The organism is Nitrospinota bacterium, from assembly GCA_029881495.1.
GTDB lineage: Bacteria > Nitrospinota_A > UBA7883 > JACRGQ01 > JACRGQ01 > JAOUMJ01.
In genome coordinates this window covers 41,099-55,284 of record JAOUMJ010000019.1, presented here as the reverse complement: position 1 = coordinate 55,284, position 14,186 = coordinate 41,099, and the positions used below count along the sequence as shown (strand labels likewise).

15 protein-coding genes are annotated in these 14,186 nt (G+C 49.5%); 10 read left to right on the top strand and 5 right to left on the bottom strand.

Annotated elements, in window-relative coordinates; all coding sequences use genetic code 11:
- Positions 1-159: 159 nt before the first annotated feature.
- Both OEY64_09270 and OEY64_09265 read left to right on the top strand, forming a co-directional pair.
- A complete protein-coding gene (locus tag OEY64_09270) occupies positions 160-504 on the top strand; it encodes a nucleotide pyrophosphohydrolase (protein ID MDH5543139.1) in 345 nt (114 codons plus the stop codon).
- 299 nt (positions 505-803) lie between these two features.
- Positions 804-1,382: a hypothetical protein gene (locus OEY64_09265; GenBank protein MDH5543138.1), complete on the top strand. Its 579-nt coding sequence runs from the start codon at positions 804-806 to the stop codon at positions 1,380-1,382.
- A gap of 150 nt (positions 1,383-1,532) precedes the next feature.
- On the opposite strand, the gene panB is transcribed toward OEY64_09265, so the two are convergent.
- The 4 genes from panB to OEY64_09245 form a co-directional block, all read right to left on the bottom strand.
- Positions 1,533-2,381 (bottom strand): 3-methyl-2-oxobutanoate hydroxymethyltransferase, encoded by an 849-nt coding sequence (panB, locus tag OEY64_09260; GenBank protein MDH5543137.1) that lies wholly within the window; start codon positions 2,379-2,381, stop codon positions 1,533-1,535.
- Positions 2,382-2,522: 141 nt separating this feature from the next.
- Positions 2,523-3,170 (bottom strand): deoxynucleoside kinase, encoded by a 648-nt coding sequence (locus OEY64_09255; GenBank protein MDH5543136.1) that lies wholly within the window; start codon positions 3,168-3,170, stop codon positions 2,523-2,525.
- Positions 3,151-3,717, bottom strand: coding sequence for a 2-amino-4-hydroxy-6-hydroxymethyldihydropteridine diphosphokinase (gene folK, locus OEY64_09250; protein ID MDH5543135.1), 567 nt, complete (start codon positions 3,715-3,717; stop codon positions 3,151-3,153). The genes OEY64_09255 and folK overlap by 20 nt, the downstream gene beginning before the upstream one ends.
- Positions 3,707-4,939, bottom strand: coding sequence for an LL-diaminopimelate aminotransferase (locus OEY64_09245; GenBank protein ID MDH5543134.1), 1,233 nt, complete (start codon positions 4,937-4,939; stop codon positions 3,707-3,709). The genes folK and OEY64_09245 overlap by 11 nt, the downstream gene beginning before the upstream one ends.
- 205 nt (positions 4,940-5,144) lie before the next feature.
- On the opposite strand from OEY64_09245, the gene OEY64_09240 reads away from it, so the two are divergent.
- A complete protein-coding gene (locus OEY64_09240; GenBank protein ID MDH5543133.1) occupies positions 5,145-5,636 on the top strand; it encodes a hypothetical protein in 492 nt (163 codons plus the stop codon).
- Between the two features lie 96 nt (positions 5,637-5,732).
- The gene (locus OEY64_09235; protein MDH5543132.1) at positions 5,733-6,635 is read left to right on the top strand and encodes an ATP-binding protein; all 903 of its coding nucleotides are present in this window, start codon (positions 5,733-5,735) and stop codon (positions 6,633-6,635) included.
- Positions 6,636-6,689: 54 nt separating this feature from the next.
- On the opposite strand, the gene OEY64_09230 is transcribed toward OEY64_09235, so the two are convergent.
- A complete protein-coding gene (locus OEY64_09230; GenBank protein ID MDH5543131.1) occupies positions 6,690-8,558 on the bottom strand; it encodes an ATP-binding protein in 1,869 nt (622 codons plus the stop codon).
- A gap of 121 nt (positions 8,559-8,679) precedes the next feature.
- On the opposite strand from OEY64_09230, the gene OEY64_09225 reads away from it, so the two are divergent.
- The 6 genes from OEY64_09225 to OEY64_09200 all read left to right on the top strand — a co-directional run bounded on the left by OEY64_09225 (position 8,680) and on the right by OEY64_09200 (position 14,049).
- Entirely contained in the window at positions 8,680-9,588 is a 909-nt protein-coding gene (locus OEY64_09225; protein MDH5543130.1) for a response regulator, read from the top strand.
- Positions 9,589-9,652: 64 nt separating this feature from the next.
- The gene (locus OEY64_09220) at positions 9,653-10,429 is read left to right on the top strand and encodes an ABC transporter ATP-binding protein (protein ID MDH5543129.1); all 777 of its coding nucleotides are present in this window, start codon (positions 9,653-9,655) and stop codon (positions 10,427-10,429) included.
- Positions 10,426-11,472: an iron ABC transporter permease gene (locus tag OEY64_09215; protein ID MDH5543128.1), complete on the top strand. Its 1,047-nt coding sequence runs from the start codon at positions 10,426-10,428 to the stop codon at positions 11,470-11,472. Before OEY64_09220 ends, OEY64_09215 begins: the two co-directional genes overlap by 4 nt.
- 22 nt (positions 11,473-11,494) lie before the next feature.
- Entirely contained in the window at positions 11,495-12,025 is a 531-nt protein-coding gene (gene cobO / locus OEY64_09210; GenBank protein MDH5543127.1) for a cob(I)yrinic acid a,c-diamide adenosyltransferase, read from the top strand.
- 117 nt (positions 12,026-12,142) lie between these two features.
- Positions 12,143-13,129, top strand: coding sequence for an AAA family ATPase (locus tag OEY64_09205; protein MDH5543126.1), 987 nt, complete (start codon positions 12,143-12,145; stop codon positions 13,127-13,129).
- A 2-nt stretch (positions 13,130-13,131) separates the two neighbouring features.
- Positions 13,132-14,049, top strand: a complete 918-nt coding sequence (locus OEY64_09200; protein ID MDH5543125.1) for a DUF58 domain-containing protein — start codon at positions 13,132-13,134, stop codon at positions 14,047-14,049.
- The last annotated feature ends 137 nt before the right edge of the window (positions 14,050-14,186 follow it).

The following is a 14,186-nucleotide window of genomic DNA, read 5'->3' as shown; positions in this document are numbered from 1 at the left end:
GGGCGGCGATAGAGATAATTCTGGTTTCAGCGGCGGCGCTTATCGTGTTCAAAAGGGATCCGGCGAAGTGGATAAGATATCTTCTTACGTTAATATTGCTGTTCTATTTTGCCGGAACTATCCTGCTTGTTCTCTTTTTCAACGAGGTGATCTAGGGAGATGGATATAGAGGCGATAAGGGGACGACTCAAGGAATTTGCCGAGGCGAGGGACTGGGAGAAGTTTCATTCACCGAAGAACCTGGCGATGGCGCTTTCCGCCGAGGCGGGGGAACTGCTCGAGGTTTTCCAGTGGCTCACCGAGGAGGAGTCGCGCAATCCCGACCAAAAGGCGCTCGCCGCCGCGAAAGAGGAACTGGCAGACGTGATCATCTACGCCATCCGGCTTGCTGATAAGCTTGGCGTCGACGTCGGCCGCGCAGTGGAAGAGAAGATCGCGGCGAACGGGAAGAAGTACCCGGTTGACAAGGCAAAGGGGAATGCTAAAAAATACGACGAATTTTAGCAGATTTAATATCCAAGGGGCGCATTCGGCAATCTCCGCTGTTTATAGCGAAATTAAAGTTATGCCCGAGATCACTTTCTGTTGGCAGAATCGGGATAACGAATTCAAAAAGTTGAAGTATCGAACTTTAAAAATATGCAAGATTGACATAGGTCATAATTGATTCCCTATGGATAAAATACAATGAAGGGGTGAGCGCATTTATCAGGGCGCTGTGATTTTTTTGAAATAAGGATAATGTGCTAACATAAAAAGGTTATATGAATATGTGTGTTTTACATGAAAAAGGAGCACCCAGGATGAAAAAGGTTCTTAGATTTTTGGCAAAGGCTTCGCTGGTAGTTGCCTTGCCGTTGTTTATTTCTTGCGGTTCGACGCCAGACGATAATACCGGATCTTCCGTTTCGTTCCCTTCGGAATTGCAAGGGACCTGGACGATGGATACCGGTTCCGGGACAGACACCTTGATAATTTCAGCTACTTCTGTAACTATCGACCTGAGCGTCCCTACCGTAGTGTATGGCGGGGATTATCAGCTCGTTGAAGCAGTTGCGACCTCCCCCAACACATACAGCATCAGCGCCACTATCGGAAACGCAACCATCCAGGCATTTGTTTATGCTTCGGTTGAAGCTGATGGGCTATGGGTAGGGATAAGCGATGCTTCGGCGGAATTGGCCGTGACCGATGCAAAAGGGCCGTTTATTAAACTTGTTTCTGCCGGAGCGACCGACACTGGCTCCACTACAGATACAGGTACTACGACCGATACTGGTACCGGTACCACGACAGACACAAGTACTATAACGACCACTGATACCAACACCAGCGATGGCGGAGAAGATGACGAGGAAGATGACGAGGTAGACGACGACTAGTCTTCAAACCTGAATTCTTTAATCGCATTTTCAGGGAGGAGACGAAAGTCCCTCCCTTTTTTTTGCAAATCTATATTTGAAATAACTGTTCAGTCTTCCGTTTGAGGTCAATGAAATTGTTTCTCTCTTCACCTGAATCACGGGCGCGCCCTACCCTCTCTTTTTCTCCTCATCGCCGACCACTTTCAGTTTTGTTTTTGACGGTTTATAGGAGTGCTCTTCCGACGGAAAAGCGGAGCCGCGCACTTCGTCTACGTAGGCGGTAAACGCGTCGCGAGCAATTTTGCGTATGTTCACAAACTCTTTCACGAATTTTGCCTTTCTCTCCGAGAGGCCGAGCATATCCTGCATCACAAGTATCTGTCCGTCGCAGTGAGGCCCCGCGCCGATTCCGACGGTAGGGATATGAAGCTCTTCGGTTACGGCCTGCGCCAGGTCTGCCGGGATCGCCTCGAGCACTATCGAGAAGGCTCCCGCCTTTTCGACTCCCCTTGAATCGGCGAGTATCTGGCGGGCGGAATCGAATTTCTTTCCCTGCACCTTGTAGCCGCCGAGCTGGTGTACCGATTGCGGGGTTAGGCCTACGTGCCCCATCACGGGGATCCCGGCGTTCACAATTGCGCGGATGGTATCCGCCATGATCTTCCCCCCTTCAAGTTTCACCCCGTGCGCGCGCCCCTCCTTGATGAGCCGACCGGCGTTTTCAAGAGCTTTTTGCGGCGAGACCTGAAACGACATAAATGGCATATCGGCTACCACCATGGCGCGTTTCACCACGCTGGAAACGGCCCTTGTATGATGGATCATCTCCTCCATGGTCACGGAGAGAGTATCTTCCCTGCCGAGCACCGTCATGCCTACCGAATCGCCTACCAGGATAACGTCGATGCCTGCTTCATCCATCAATTTGGCGAACGGCGCGTCGTAGGCTGTAAGGGCGGTTATCTTTCGCCCCTCTTTTTTCTGTTCGATCAGTGAAACGGCGGTTACCTTGTCCATTGTCCTGTTCCTCATGTTGTCGGTTTATTACATTTCCGTTTGGAACATCGACTGGACGGGAAATAGAAACGGCGGGCCGCCAGCGTTTTTTGCGCCGACGGTCGAATAGCGAAAAAATCGTTTATATTCCGTCCCGGTCAGTCAAACTGATCCAAGCGGATTAAAATACTCTTTCCCCCTAATCCGGGTTGAGAGTTTTTCAATCAGTTTCGAAAAATCCTCCTCGTTATTCACGAAATCCATTTTGTTGCTGTTTACCTGAAGCATCGGTCCCGAACCGTACTGGAAAAAAAACCGGTGGTAGGCCTCGTTGACCTCCTCGATATATTTTTCCGGTATCGCTTTTTCGAAACTCCTTCCTCTCTTCCTGATCCTTTTTATCAGCGTTTCCGTTTCTGCTGACAAAAATATCACAAGATCCGGTTTCGCCACATGGCCCTGCAACATCCTGTATACATCATTATATAAATTAAATTCGTCCTTATTCAAGTTCAGCTCCGCGAAGATGAAATCCTTTTCAAGCATGTAGTCCGCCACGACGCAACTGCTGAAAAGATCGATTTGATTCGATTTTTTAAGCTGCTGATATCGCGACATGAGGAAAAACATCTGCGCGCTGAAGGCGAATTTTTCCATATCGAGATAAAAACGGGAAAGAAAGGGATTTTCCTCCACCTGCTCATGGAGGATTTCTGCCTTGTAGTGCTCCGCAAGTTTCGCGGCGAGAGTGGTTTTGCCGACCCCGATCGGCCCTTCCACAACGATGTACTTATACGCCGGTGTTTTCAATCTTCCAGCAATGGCCTGTATGGTTCGATACGGCCATGACGAGTTCCGCGGGTGTTTGGTGGAGTGTCGGGTGTTTTATATCCGGCGCTATCTGGGCTAGAGGCTCGAGGACAAACCTTCTCTGCGCCATTTTGGGATGCGGAACCTGCAATCTTGGAAAGACAACCACCATCCCGCCGTAGTAGATGATATCAATGTCGATAGTCCTCGGCTTGTTGTCCCTTTTTGTTTTTCTGCCTAGAAGGTGCTCTATCTCTTCCAGGGAGTCAAGAAGCTCCAGGGGACTGAGGTTTGTCTCGATTCCGACGGCGCAATTTATGAAATTCCCCCCGTCGTGCATGTCTACCGGTTCAGTTTTGAAATAGTCGGAAACGCTTGTGATCTTGATGCTGTCGTGTTCCTTTAGGATCTGCAGGGCGGATTCAATGCAGGATCTGGAATCGCCCAGGTTGGAACCTATCGACAGGTGCGCCGCCACCCATGAACCGGAACTTTTATCAGCCACCGTTTTGGCAACGCCGTTTTGAATTTCGTTCTTAGAATTCAAAACCTACCTCTTTCAATCTCTCCCCCATTACTTGCAGAACCCTTTTTTCTTCATTTTCGTCTGCCGCCACGAAGGTGGCCCCGAAACGGAGGTAGCCCCCTCCGAGGTTTTCCGGCACGGTGGAGATATGTTTTTCCTTTATGAGGAATTGGCTCGCGTCTTCAGCGTTATTGAACTTTACCCCTTTCGCCCCTTTTGGAGCGGGGACGAAGAGGTAAAAAGTGCCCCCTGGCATTTTCGCGTCGAATCCGGCATTCCGCAACACTTCGACCATCATCTTCAGCCGTCTTTCGTACTTGGCAACAGTCTTTCTTGTGATATCGGGATTCTCAAGCGCGGTGATACCCGCTTTCTGAATAGCGGCGAACTGGCCGGAATCGATATTATCCTTCACGTTGGCAAACGCTGAGATGAGCGTTGGATTACCAACGGCGAACGCCATTCGCCATCCTGTCATGTTGAACGCCTTTGAGAGGGAATGAAGCTCTATACAAACGTCCATAGCTCCCGGAACGCTGAGGAAAGAAAGCGGTTTTGTCCCGTACGTCAGTGCCGCGTATGCGGCGTCATGTATAACCACAAGTCTGTTCGCTTTCGCGAAATCGACGGCCTTTTTGAAGAATTCAGGGGTCGCTGTCGCCCCTGTCGGGTTGTTCGGATAGTTCAGGTAGAGGAGCTTTGCCCTCTTGAGTACGTCGGCGGGGATTGAATCAAGGTCGGCGATGAAACCGTTCTCTCTTTTCAATTCTATATTGTAGACCTCGCCACCCAGGTACTGCGTATGCGTTCCCATTACAGGGTATCCGGGGACGGTCATTATTGTCACGTCGCCGGGATTGATGAATATGCTCGGAATTAAAGCAAGCGCCGGTTTGCTACCGATAGAGTGGTTTATCTGCTTTTCCGGGTCGAGCCCTTTTACTCCGTACTCCGTCTCCATGTACTTTGCGGCGGCGACCTTGAATTCCGATATTCCGTTGTCGGTATACCATCGGTTTTCCGGCTTTGCGGCTTCCACGGAAAGGGTTTTAACGACCATCGGGTCGGCCATCCAGTCCGGCTCCCCTACGCCCATGTCGATCATCTCAAGATCGGGATTCGCCTTCAGGGCGGCGCGTTTTGCTCGTTTTATCTTCTCAAACTTGTAAATCGTGGTATCTTTGCCAAACTTCTCGCCGCCGATCCTCTCGGCGAACATCTTCTGAAAATAGGGGTCGGTCATTACATTTTCTCCGGTTAAAAGTAACCAAAATTTTTATAAGAGCAAAATGGTATTCCAAACCGGAGCCTTTAGTCAACCTCGGTCTGAAATCGGCTCCTGGGGGGCAGGCCGGATAGCGCGGTATTTGTTGTTGTTTTATTAACATCCCGGGCATAGATGCAAAAAAAGATTTGAGTTTAAAAGCCATAGATGAAATATTGTTCAAATGTTTGAGGGAATAGATTTCAATCAGTACGAAGCGCACATAGATTTTGTCTACACGACACTCCTGATGATATGGGGCGGCAGCCTGGTAGGAATTGGAATGCTTGCCATTCCGCTCATTTTCAGCAAGGTGGAATCGCGCACCGAGGCGTCCGGGCTTACGACACAGATTCTCCGCAGGCAGGATTTTCTGATAAGAGGTGTGGTTTTATCCATGCTCTTGGTATTTTTTCTCAAAAGCAAACTGAACTATTCATATCAGTATTTCGAATGGGCTGTTTATGTAGTGGTACTTCATTTGTACATTGTCGGCAGGATAGTATCGAAACGGCTGAACAAAATGCGCGACAAGATCGGGAGTTTTGATCTGCCTGCCGAAGGGGATCCCATGCGGAAGAGGTTCTCGATAGTTCACATGGGGGTTAGATATCTCTATATCGGTCAGGTTATTGGAGTGGTTGTCCTTTTGTATCTTCATGCTTTCGGCCTATAATATATTTTTTATTCCTGAACTACCAATTTTTCCCCCGAAAATATATAAAATGTCCAAAAAACGAACTTCTGTATAATTCATCCTATGAAAGGGGTGGTGATTACAAAGGATGTCGGGGAGGCAGAGCTATTATCTTCCCTGCTGGAAAGAGAGCAATGCAACAGCAGTATTGTCTTTTCAGGCGGGGAAGCGCTTGAGAAAATACGGGACAAATCTGTTCTTCTTGTAATTTGCGAATCACATCTCGCTGACATGACCGCGCTGGAATTTATCACTCGCGCCAAAAGCGTAAACAGCGGCGTTTTGGCGATGATAATCATTTCACATTCAGATCTGAGCATGGTTCCATCGGCCCTGAACGCCGGGGCTGTCGGGTTTCTGGTGAAGCCGTTTACCAATTACGATCTCAGAAAACAGGTAGAGCAGATAAGGATCCTCTCCTCAAGCAAACGCGGCAGGGATTTCGCTCTTTCCCATCTTGTGCAGGAAAATCAGGTCATGACCTTTGAAACAGGCACATTGATGCGGAGTGACAACTTCGTGCTCACTACCGCATATCTTACGGACAGGTTTACATCCGGTGATGTGCCGGTTCCGCCGTCGAAAAAGATGAAGTACGGGCTTGCCATTCACGAAGCGTTAAGGAACTCCGTTGAGCATGGAAACATGGAGTTGTCGTCCGTGTCGAAACTGGATACAGGGGAAAATGACTTCGGCGATGCCTACGACAAACTGCTGAAGCAGCGCTCCAACGATCCGAAGTACTCGTCAAAAAAAGTTCATATCCACATAGACAGGGAACCCAACCAAGTGGCCATAAAAATCAGGGATGAAGGGAAAGGTTTTGATTTTACAAAAGTATTGGCCCGCGAAAGGAGCGGAGACGTGGATCCGCTGGAATTGAGCGGCAGGGGATTATTGTTGATCGAGTCTTACATGGATGAGGTTCAATATAATGAACAAGGGACCGAGATCTCGCTTATCCGCCGGTTGCGGTAGTCTTTTCTTCAGCTAACTTCAGGCGGTATTTCCCTTTTTTTCCGGTTCGGGGCGCTACTCTTCGGGGAGAGAGAGAACTATCCTGAACGTCGTCCCTTTTCCAAGTCCGTCGCTATGAACGGAGACGCTTCCCCCCATCCCGGTGACAAGTTCTTTCGCGATGGAAAGGCCGAGGCCTGCGCCCCCCCGTTTTTTCTCGCCCGATGCCTGCATAAACGGCTCGAAGATATCATTTAAATATTTCTCCTCGATTCCGATGCCGGTGTCGGTTATATCGATGTGCATTTTCCCTTCGTGCCTCAGGCATTCGATCCTGATTGTAATGGAGCCTTTGTCGGTGAATTTGATAGCGTTGGAAACGAAATTCACCAGCGCTTCCTGCAGGTGTATGGAATCGCAATACACAGCCGGATTTTTTTCGGAGTCCTCATATTTAATGATCAATTCCAGGTTTTTCTCCTTCGCCTGCATCCATGTGATCTGGCGAACCCTGTCGAGAATTTCGCCTATCCGGTATATGTTGATGTTTGCGGGGCGTTTCCCTGTTTCGATAATGCTAAGGCTGAGAAGCCCTTTCATCAGCCCCTGCAGGTGGAACGCAGAGACGACGATATCGTTTATGAATTTCATCTCCTCTTCCTTGTCGTTGCACATCCCCTCCTTGATAAGCTGGCTAAGGCCGAGAATGCTTTGGAGAGGGCTTCCTATTTCGTGGTTCACGTTCGCGATGAAAAGCGATTTCAGCCGGTTGGCCTCTTCGGCGGAATCCTTCGCGCTTTCCAGTTTTTCCCGGTAGACCTTAAGGTCGAGTGTCATCCTGTTGAATGATTCCGCCAGGATGCCTAGTTCATCCTGTGAGTCGACTTTGACGTTTACATCCAAATTCCCTTCCGATACCGATTCTGCCGCGTTCGTAAGCCTGTGTACCGGCAGAATTACGATGCGCCCGAGGAATAGCGTGAGTGTGATAATGATGATAAGAGCCATTATCCCGGCGGTTGTGATCATGCTCAGCCGCATTTCGGAAATCCCATGCAAAGCGTGCCTCATGTCCATGACAAGCTCTGCGACGATTGCGATCTCATCCTCCTTGTTCTTCGCGATTGGAATAAACCGGGTGTACTGCTGGAGTTTAGTATCCATGTCTGTCTGCTCGATCCCGGTTTCAAACACCTTTTCTATGGATAAAAGATGTCTTTTCAAAGGTTTCTTTCCTACCCTGTCTGCCTGTGTATGTGCGATGATATTCAGATTTTTATCGATCAGCTCAAGATGGATAACATCCTTTACAAGCGCGAGGCTTTCCGATGTGTTTTGGAGATTTTCAACTCCCGCCTCCATGTCGAAAAAGAGTCTCGCCATGTTTATGTTCGCAATAGAGATGATCTCCCGCACGGTTTTCCTGATAGCTGGAATGTCGTCATGAAGCCTCATGACAAGCTCGATGACGCCGACTATCCGGTTTTCCTGATTTTTCCCTGCATGTGAGACAGGGGCGAAGATTGTAAAGGTACCCTCTTTTTTATCGGCATGTTCTACAATATTCCCGTTTTTTAATACTTTCTTGACATATGACATGTGTTCTTGCGTGGCGACTTCCCCGATCATCTTCCTGTCCGTATGCGCAATCACGATGGCGTCATGGTCCAGAAGTTCCAGATGGATCACATCTTTACGCTCTGAAAGCGATTCGGCGTAGGATTGCAGATAGTCCAGGTTTGATTCGATGTTCGAATAGTTGTTCCTGACGTTCTCCCGAATCGAGGCGGAAATTATCTCGGAATGTTCCTTTACCATCATCATCATATTCATCTCTTCGCGATCGACGATGACGGAAAATCCGATGGAAAGTACCGCGAGAGAGGCCATTATGGAAACGGCGATGATCTTTCCGCTAAGGTTGAATTTTTTAAACAACTCCATTTTTCCCGGTACATTTTGAAATATTTGTTATATCATACCCGCAAATATTCATTCATCGTATCATGTAGCCGACTAGTTGGCTACAAACGTTCGTTACCTCTCACATGGGAAAGGTGGGTATATGAAAGTTCTGGTTATAGAAGACGAACCGATAATTTGCGACTTGATAAGGACCCTTCTGGAAATCGAGGGTTTTGAAGTTGATATATCCACGAATGGAGAAGATGGGCTCCAGAAAGCGAAGACCAGCGACTATTCGCTGATCATCAGCGACATAGTGTTGCCCGGCATTAACGGCCTGCAAATTCTCAAGACCCTTAAAGGGGGATTTTCTGAGGTCCCTGTGATTGTCATTTCCGGGCATAAGGATTTTGATTACGCGGTGGAGGCTCTGAATCTTGGGGCGGTCGCGTTCATTGTAAAACCGTTCAATAATACCGAGTTTCTAGAGCAGGTGAAGAATATCCAGATATTGACGACGAGCAGGAAAATCCAGGATTTCGCCCTGAAGTACAGAATAGCTGAAAGGCATGAACTCCTTCTCGACACGAAAACTTTCACGCAGGGGGATAATCTTCTGTCCACCGCGAACTTTCTTTCAAAACAGTTCGATATGGAAAGTGTTCTGGGGAAGGTAGAAAGCATAAAATACAGTCTGGCTATCCATGAAGCGCTGCGCAACGCAATTGAGCATGGCAATCTGGAACTCTCTTCGGATTTAAAGAATAACGGCGACGGTGACGGTTTTGAGAAGTACGAAAAACTGTTCAGGGAGAGGGTTAATGATTCGAAATACGGAAGCAGAGAGGTCTTTCTGGAAATCTGTCGATGCGCAAAACAGATTGACATAACCATTCGGGACGAAGGTAACGGATTCAATCATAAGGAAAAAATGGCCATCGTAAAATCGGGCAAAACAAACGCGGATGATTTTTTTGGGCGTGGTCTTTTCATCATTGCAAGCTATATGGACAAGTTGGAGTTCAACGAAAAGGGGAACGAGATCATAATGTCAAAAATTCTTAAATAGAGGTTTTTCTGCCATATCTGCTCGCCTCTTGTCATGGTGAAGCAAAAAGGCAATAATCGCTCGCATGACCTTCCCCTTCATAGAAATTGACAGTTTTTCCGTTGAGATAAACGGCAAATCCATCCTTCGCGATATCAGTTTTTCCGTGGAGCAGGGGGAGTATGTATCCCTTATCGGGCCAAACGGAGCGGGGAAAACGACCCTCCTGAAATCCATCGGAAGGATCACCGATTTCGGCAGAGGCTCCATTTCGATTCTTGGCAAAAAACGAGATTCAAGGAAGCAGAAGGAGTACGCGAAGATCGTCAGCTACGTTCCGCAGTCGGATGGCCGCTACCTGCCGTTTACGGTCTATGAGTTCGTTTTGATGGGGCGGTATCCGTATCTCTCTTCGTTTTCGGCTGTTGAAAAAGAGGATAAGGAGAAGGTCTACGAGGTGCTGAAACAGACCGGTACGGAAAAGTTTGCCGCAAGGGGGATAAACACACTCTCAGGCGGCGAACGGCAAAAGGTTTTCATTGCCGCGGCCTTGTGCCAGGAAGCGGAGATCATACTGCTGGATGAACCGACAACTTTTCTGGACCCGAAGCATCACGATGAAGTGCATCATACGCTCTCGGAGGTGAACAGAAGCGGCAAGACTCTGATCATAGTCACCCACGATCTTAATATGGCGATATCCCCCCCCGTTACAAAGGTGGTTGCTTTAAAGGAGGGGAAGCTCACCTACATCGGTGAACCGGGCGGTCTCCTTTCCGGTTCGGTGCTGAGCAGTATCTATGAGAAGGATTTTACTATCGGAAGGCACCCCGTTACCGGCATGGAGGTGATACTTCCATGAGCATTGGAAAGGGTGAGACGCTGCACCAGCCGGAACTGCAGCTTGCCAACGAGTTCCGGGGGAGAAGGGTAAAGACTCTTCTGATATTTTTAGGTTCCATATTGATCTTTCTCATAGCGCCGATGGTCGGCATTAAGACGATATCTTATGCCGATGCGCTTGGGAGCGGCTCCGAGGCGAATATCTTCTGGGAGATGCGCATCCCGCGTGTGCTCGGTAGCTTCATTGTCGGCGGAGCATTGGCGGCGGGGGGGCTGGTGTTTCAGACGATGTTCAGAAATCCGCTCGCAACCCCTTTCACTCTTGGCGTATCGGGCGGGGCGTCGCTTGGAGCTGTCATCTTCTTTCATCTAGGAATACCTTTTTCAATTCTCGGAATTTCCGGTTCGAGCCTCTTTGCCTTCGCCGGAGCAATAGGGGCGATAATGATAGTCTATTCCATCTCCACCATTCGCCCGGGATTCTCCTCCACGAGCATGCTACTGGCCGGGGTGGCTATCAGCTTCTTCTTTGCAAGCCTCATTCTCTTTATACAGTACATGTCGGATTTCACCGCTTCATACCGGATAATCAGGTGGCTGATGGGAGCGCTTGAATCGGTGGACTACGGCAAGCTCTCCGGGATGGCGCCACTTGTGATTATTGGGTGGGGGGTGGTGTTTGCGAATACGAGGGAGCTAAACCTCATTTCGCTGGGGGATGATCTCGCTATAAGCAGAGGGGTGGATGTCCGGCGGGTAAGGAAGATACTCTTCTTCGCAACGTCGCTGATGATCGGCGGTGTGGTATCCGTATGCGGACCGATAGGTTTCGTAGGATTGATGGCGCCGCACATCATAAGGCTTATCGCCGGGCCCGACATTCGATTCACGGCCCCCGCAAGCATTATGTTTGGCGGAGCGTTCCTTACCGTTTGCGATGCGGTCGCCCGGTCGGTCATAGCTCCCGCCGAGATACCGGTCGGCGTGATAACGGCTATGCTTGGCGGGCCGTTCTTTATCTGGCTTCTGGCCTCAAGGAATGCCAGGGAATTTTCTGTTTGAGCATCAAAGGGGGAGGAAACATATGGGAAAGGATATAAGGGGTTTGACGGTGATCTTCACCGGTGATGGCAAGGGGAAAACCTCCGCCGCTTTCGGGACGGTTTTCCGCGCCCTCGGTCACGGCATGAAATGCAAGGTCATTCAGTTCATTAAAGGGACGATGGATACGGGGGAGCTTCACTCGGCAAAACGTTTTGAAGGGCTCCTTGAGGTTGTGCGTGTCGGCGAGGGTTTTACATGGCAGGAGGGGAAACCGCGCGAGGAGCATGTCGCCGCGGCGCAAAAGGGGCTGGAGACAGCCGCGAAGGCGCTGGAAGGGGATTTTGGGGTTGTGGTTCTCGACGAGATTATTTACGCCATCCGGGCGGGGCTGGTCAGCATCGACGATGTATTGGAACTGGTTAAAAAAAAGCCGACTGCCATGCATCTTATACTTACGGGGCGCGACGCCCCCGCCGAGCTTGTCTCCTGCGCCGATATGGTATCGGAGATAAGGCCGGTGAAACACCCGTTTGAAAAGGGGATACCGGCACAGAAGGGGCTCGATTTCTGAATTCCCACAGCATCGTATTTACTTCTCGGGATATGGCGGAAATATTGGGATTTGTCTACCCGGTACGTCATCAATATAATGGTTTCTTTTTAACGGTTTGATTCTGGAGGAAAAACGTTGAACGTCGATATCAGTGCGATTAATGAAAAAGCAAAAGAGAAATCGGCCTTCGTCGATCTCCTTTTCAGGGAGATAGGCAAAACCATCGTCGGCAGGCAGGTGATGCTCGAGAAGATAGTTATCGCCCTCCTTTGCCGCGGCCATGTTCTTCTTGAAGGGGTGCCTGGGCTGGCGAAGACGCTTGCTGTTACCACTTTGTCAAAGGCGATGAAGCTTGATACTGTCCGCCTGCAGTTCACGCCGGACCTTCTCCCGGCGGATCTTATCGGCACCGAAATTTACGACGTCAAGAGCGGTAAATTTTCCGTCAAGAAGGGGCCGATATTCACCAACATCGTACTGGCGGACGAGATCAACCGCGCCCCCGCCAAGGTGCAGTCGGCGCTCCTCGAGGCTATGCAGGAAAAACAGATAACGATAGGGGGAGAGACCTTCAAGCTCGACGAACCATTCATGGTACTAGCCACGCAGAATCCGATAGAGCAGGAGGGGACATACCAGCTCCCCGAAGCGCAGGTCGACAGGTTCATGATGAAATTGAAACTCGATTATCCGACCATGAACGAGGAGCTGGAGATTGTGAAGAGGATGTCTACCGGTTTCAAGGCGAATACGAATACCGTGATTGGCTCCACCGAGATCATCGAGGCGAGGGAGGTCATCGACGAGATTTACGTTGATGAGAAGATATACAAATATGTCGTCGATATTGTTTTCGCTTCCAGAAAGCCGAAGGATTACGGCCTCAATATCGGGGACCTGATCGAGTACGGCGCTTCGCCGCGCGCTTCCATTTACCTGACAAACGCCGCCAAGGCCCACGCCTTCCTGCGCCATCGCGGCTATGTAAACCCGGATGATATAAAGGCTGTCGGTCTCGACATTCTTCGCCACAGGATAATCCCTACCTACGAGGCGGAGGCGGAAAATATGACGTCCGACGATATCGTTAAATCAATTTTCGAAGCTGTTCCGGTTCCGTAAAAATGGGAGAGACGAATGAAGATTCCTCCCGGTTGCCGAGGGAGATTTTCAGGCGTATAAGACGTCTTGAGATAAAGACCCGCAAACTCGTCGAAGCGGTCTTTTCGGGAGAGTATCACTCCGTCTTTAAAGGTTCGGGAATGGAGTTCGCCGAAGTCCGCCAGTACAATCCGGGGGACGATGTCCGCTCGATCGACTGGAACGTCACCGCGCGAAGCGGAAAGCCGTTCATAAAGGTTTTCAACGAGGAGCGGGAGCTGACGGTAATACTGATGGTCGACGCTTCGGCTTCCGGGAACTTCGGCACCGAGGGGAGATTCAAGATGGAAGCGATAGCGGAGCTTTGCGCCACGCTCGCTTTTTCCGCCATAAGGAACGGCGACAAGGTCGGGCTTCTTGTATTTACAGGTTCGGTCGAGCTATTCATCCCCCCATCCAAGGGGCGAAAGCATGTTCTGAGAATAATCAGGGAGATACTTTTCTTCAAACCGCAGGGGAGCGACACCAATGTCATAGGCGCGCTTGAAAGGCTGAGCATGACGGTAAAAAGAAAGGCGATAGTTTTTTTAATTTCGGATTTCGTAACGGAAGAGCCGTTAACGAAACCGCTAAGCGTGGCGTCGAAAAGACATGACGTGATAGCGGTGGAGGTCTTTGATCCGGCTGAAAAAACGCTTCCGGACGCGGGGCTCGTAACGCTGCTAGACGCGGAAACGGGAGAGGAGATACTGGTGGACAGCTCGAATCCCGACTTCAGGATCCGTTTTGACAAAGAGGTTCGGAGGCGCGAGATGTATTTGAAGAAAACTTTCGGCCAGTGCGGAGTGGATCATATTCCGATACCGTCAAACAAGTCGGTGGCGGATCCGCTGGTGAAATTTTTCAAGAAAAGGGAGAAGCGCCTCGCTTCTGGGAGATAATTTTATGGCGGAGTTGGAAGTGATCGAGTGTTACGGATTTAGTTATGCCATGTTACCGTATTTGTAATATTGAAATATCCTATGCATTCGAAATATTTAAATAGGTGGAGAGGCTGATGATGTTTTGGCAGAAAACG

Coding starts and splice junctions, on each gene's coding strand:
- OEY64_09270 (MDH5543139.1), top strand. CDS start 160: ATGGATATAGAGGCGATAAGGGGACGACTCAAGGAATTTGCCGAGGCG.
- OEY64_09265 (MDH5543138.1), top strand. CDS start 804: ATGAAAAAGGTTCTTAGATTTTTGGCAAAGGCTTCGCTGGTAGTTGCC.
- panB (MDH5543137.1), bottom strand. CDS start 2,381: ATGGACAAGGTAACCGCCGTTTCACTGATCGAACAGAAAAAAGAGGGG.
- OEY64_09245 (MDH5543134.1), bottom strand. CDS start 4,939: ATGACCGACCCCTATTTTCAGAAGATGTTCGCCGAGAGGATCGGCGGC.
- OEY64_09240 (MDH5543133.1), top strand. CDS start 5,145: ATGTTTGAGGGAATAGATTTCAATCAGTACGAAGCGCACATAGATTTT.
- OEY64_09230 (MDH5543131.1), bottom strand. CDS start 8,558: ATGGAGTTGTTTAAAAAATTCAACCTTAGCGGAAAGATCATCGCCGTT.
- OEY64_09225 (MDH5543130.1), top strand. CDS start 8,680: ATGAAAGTTCTGGTTATAGAAGACGAACCGATAATTTGCGACTTGATA.
- OEY64_09220 (MDH5543129.1), top strand. CDS start 9,653: ATGACCTTCCCCTTCATAGAAATTGACAGTTTTTCCGTTGAGATAAAC.
- OEY64_09215 (MDH5543128.1), top strand. CDS start 10,426: ATGAGCATTGGAAAGGGTGAGACGCTGCACCAGCCGGAACTGCAGCTT.
- cobO (MDH5543127.1), top strand. CDS start 11,495: ATGGGAAAGGATATAAGGGGTTTGACGGTGATCTTCACCGGTGATGGC.
- OEY64_09200 (MDH5543125.1), top strand. CDS start 13,132: ATGGGAGAGACGAATGAAGATTCCTCCCGGTTGCCGAGGGAGATTTTC.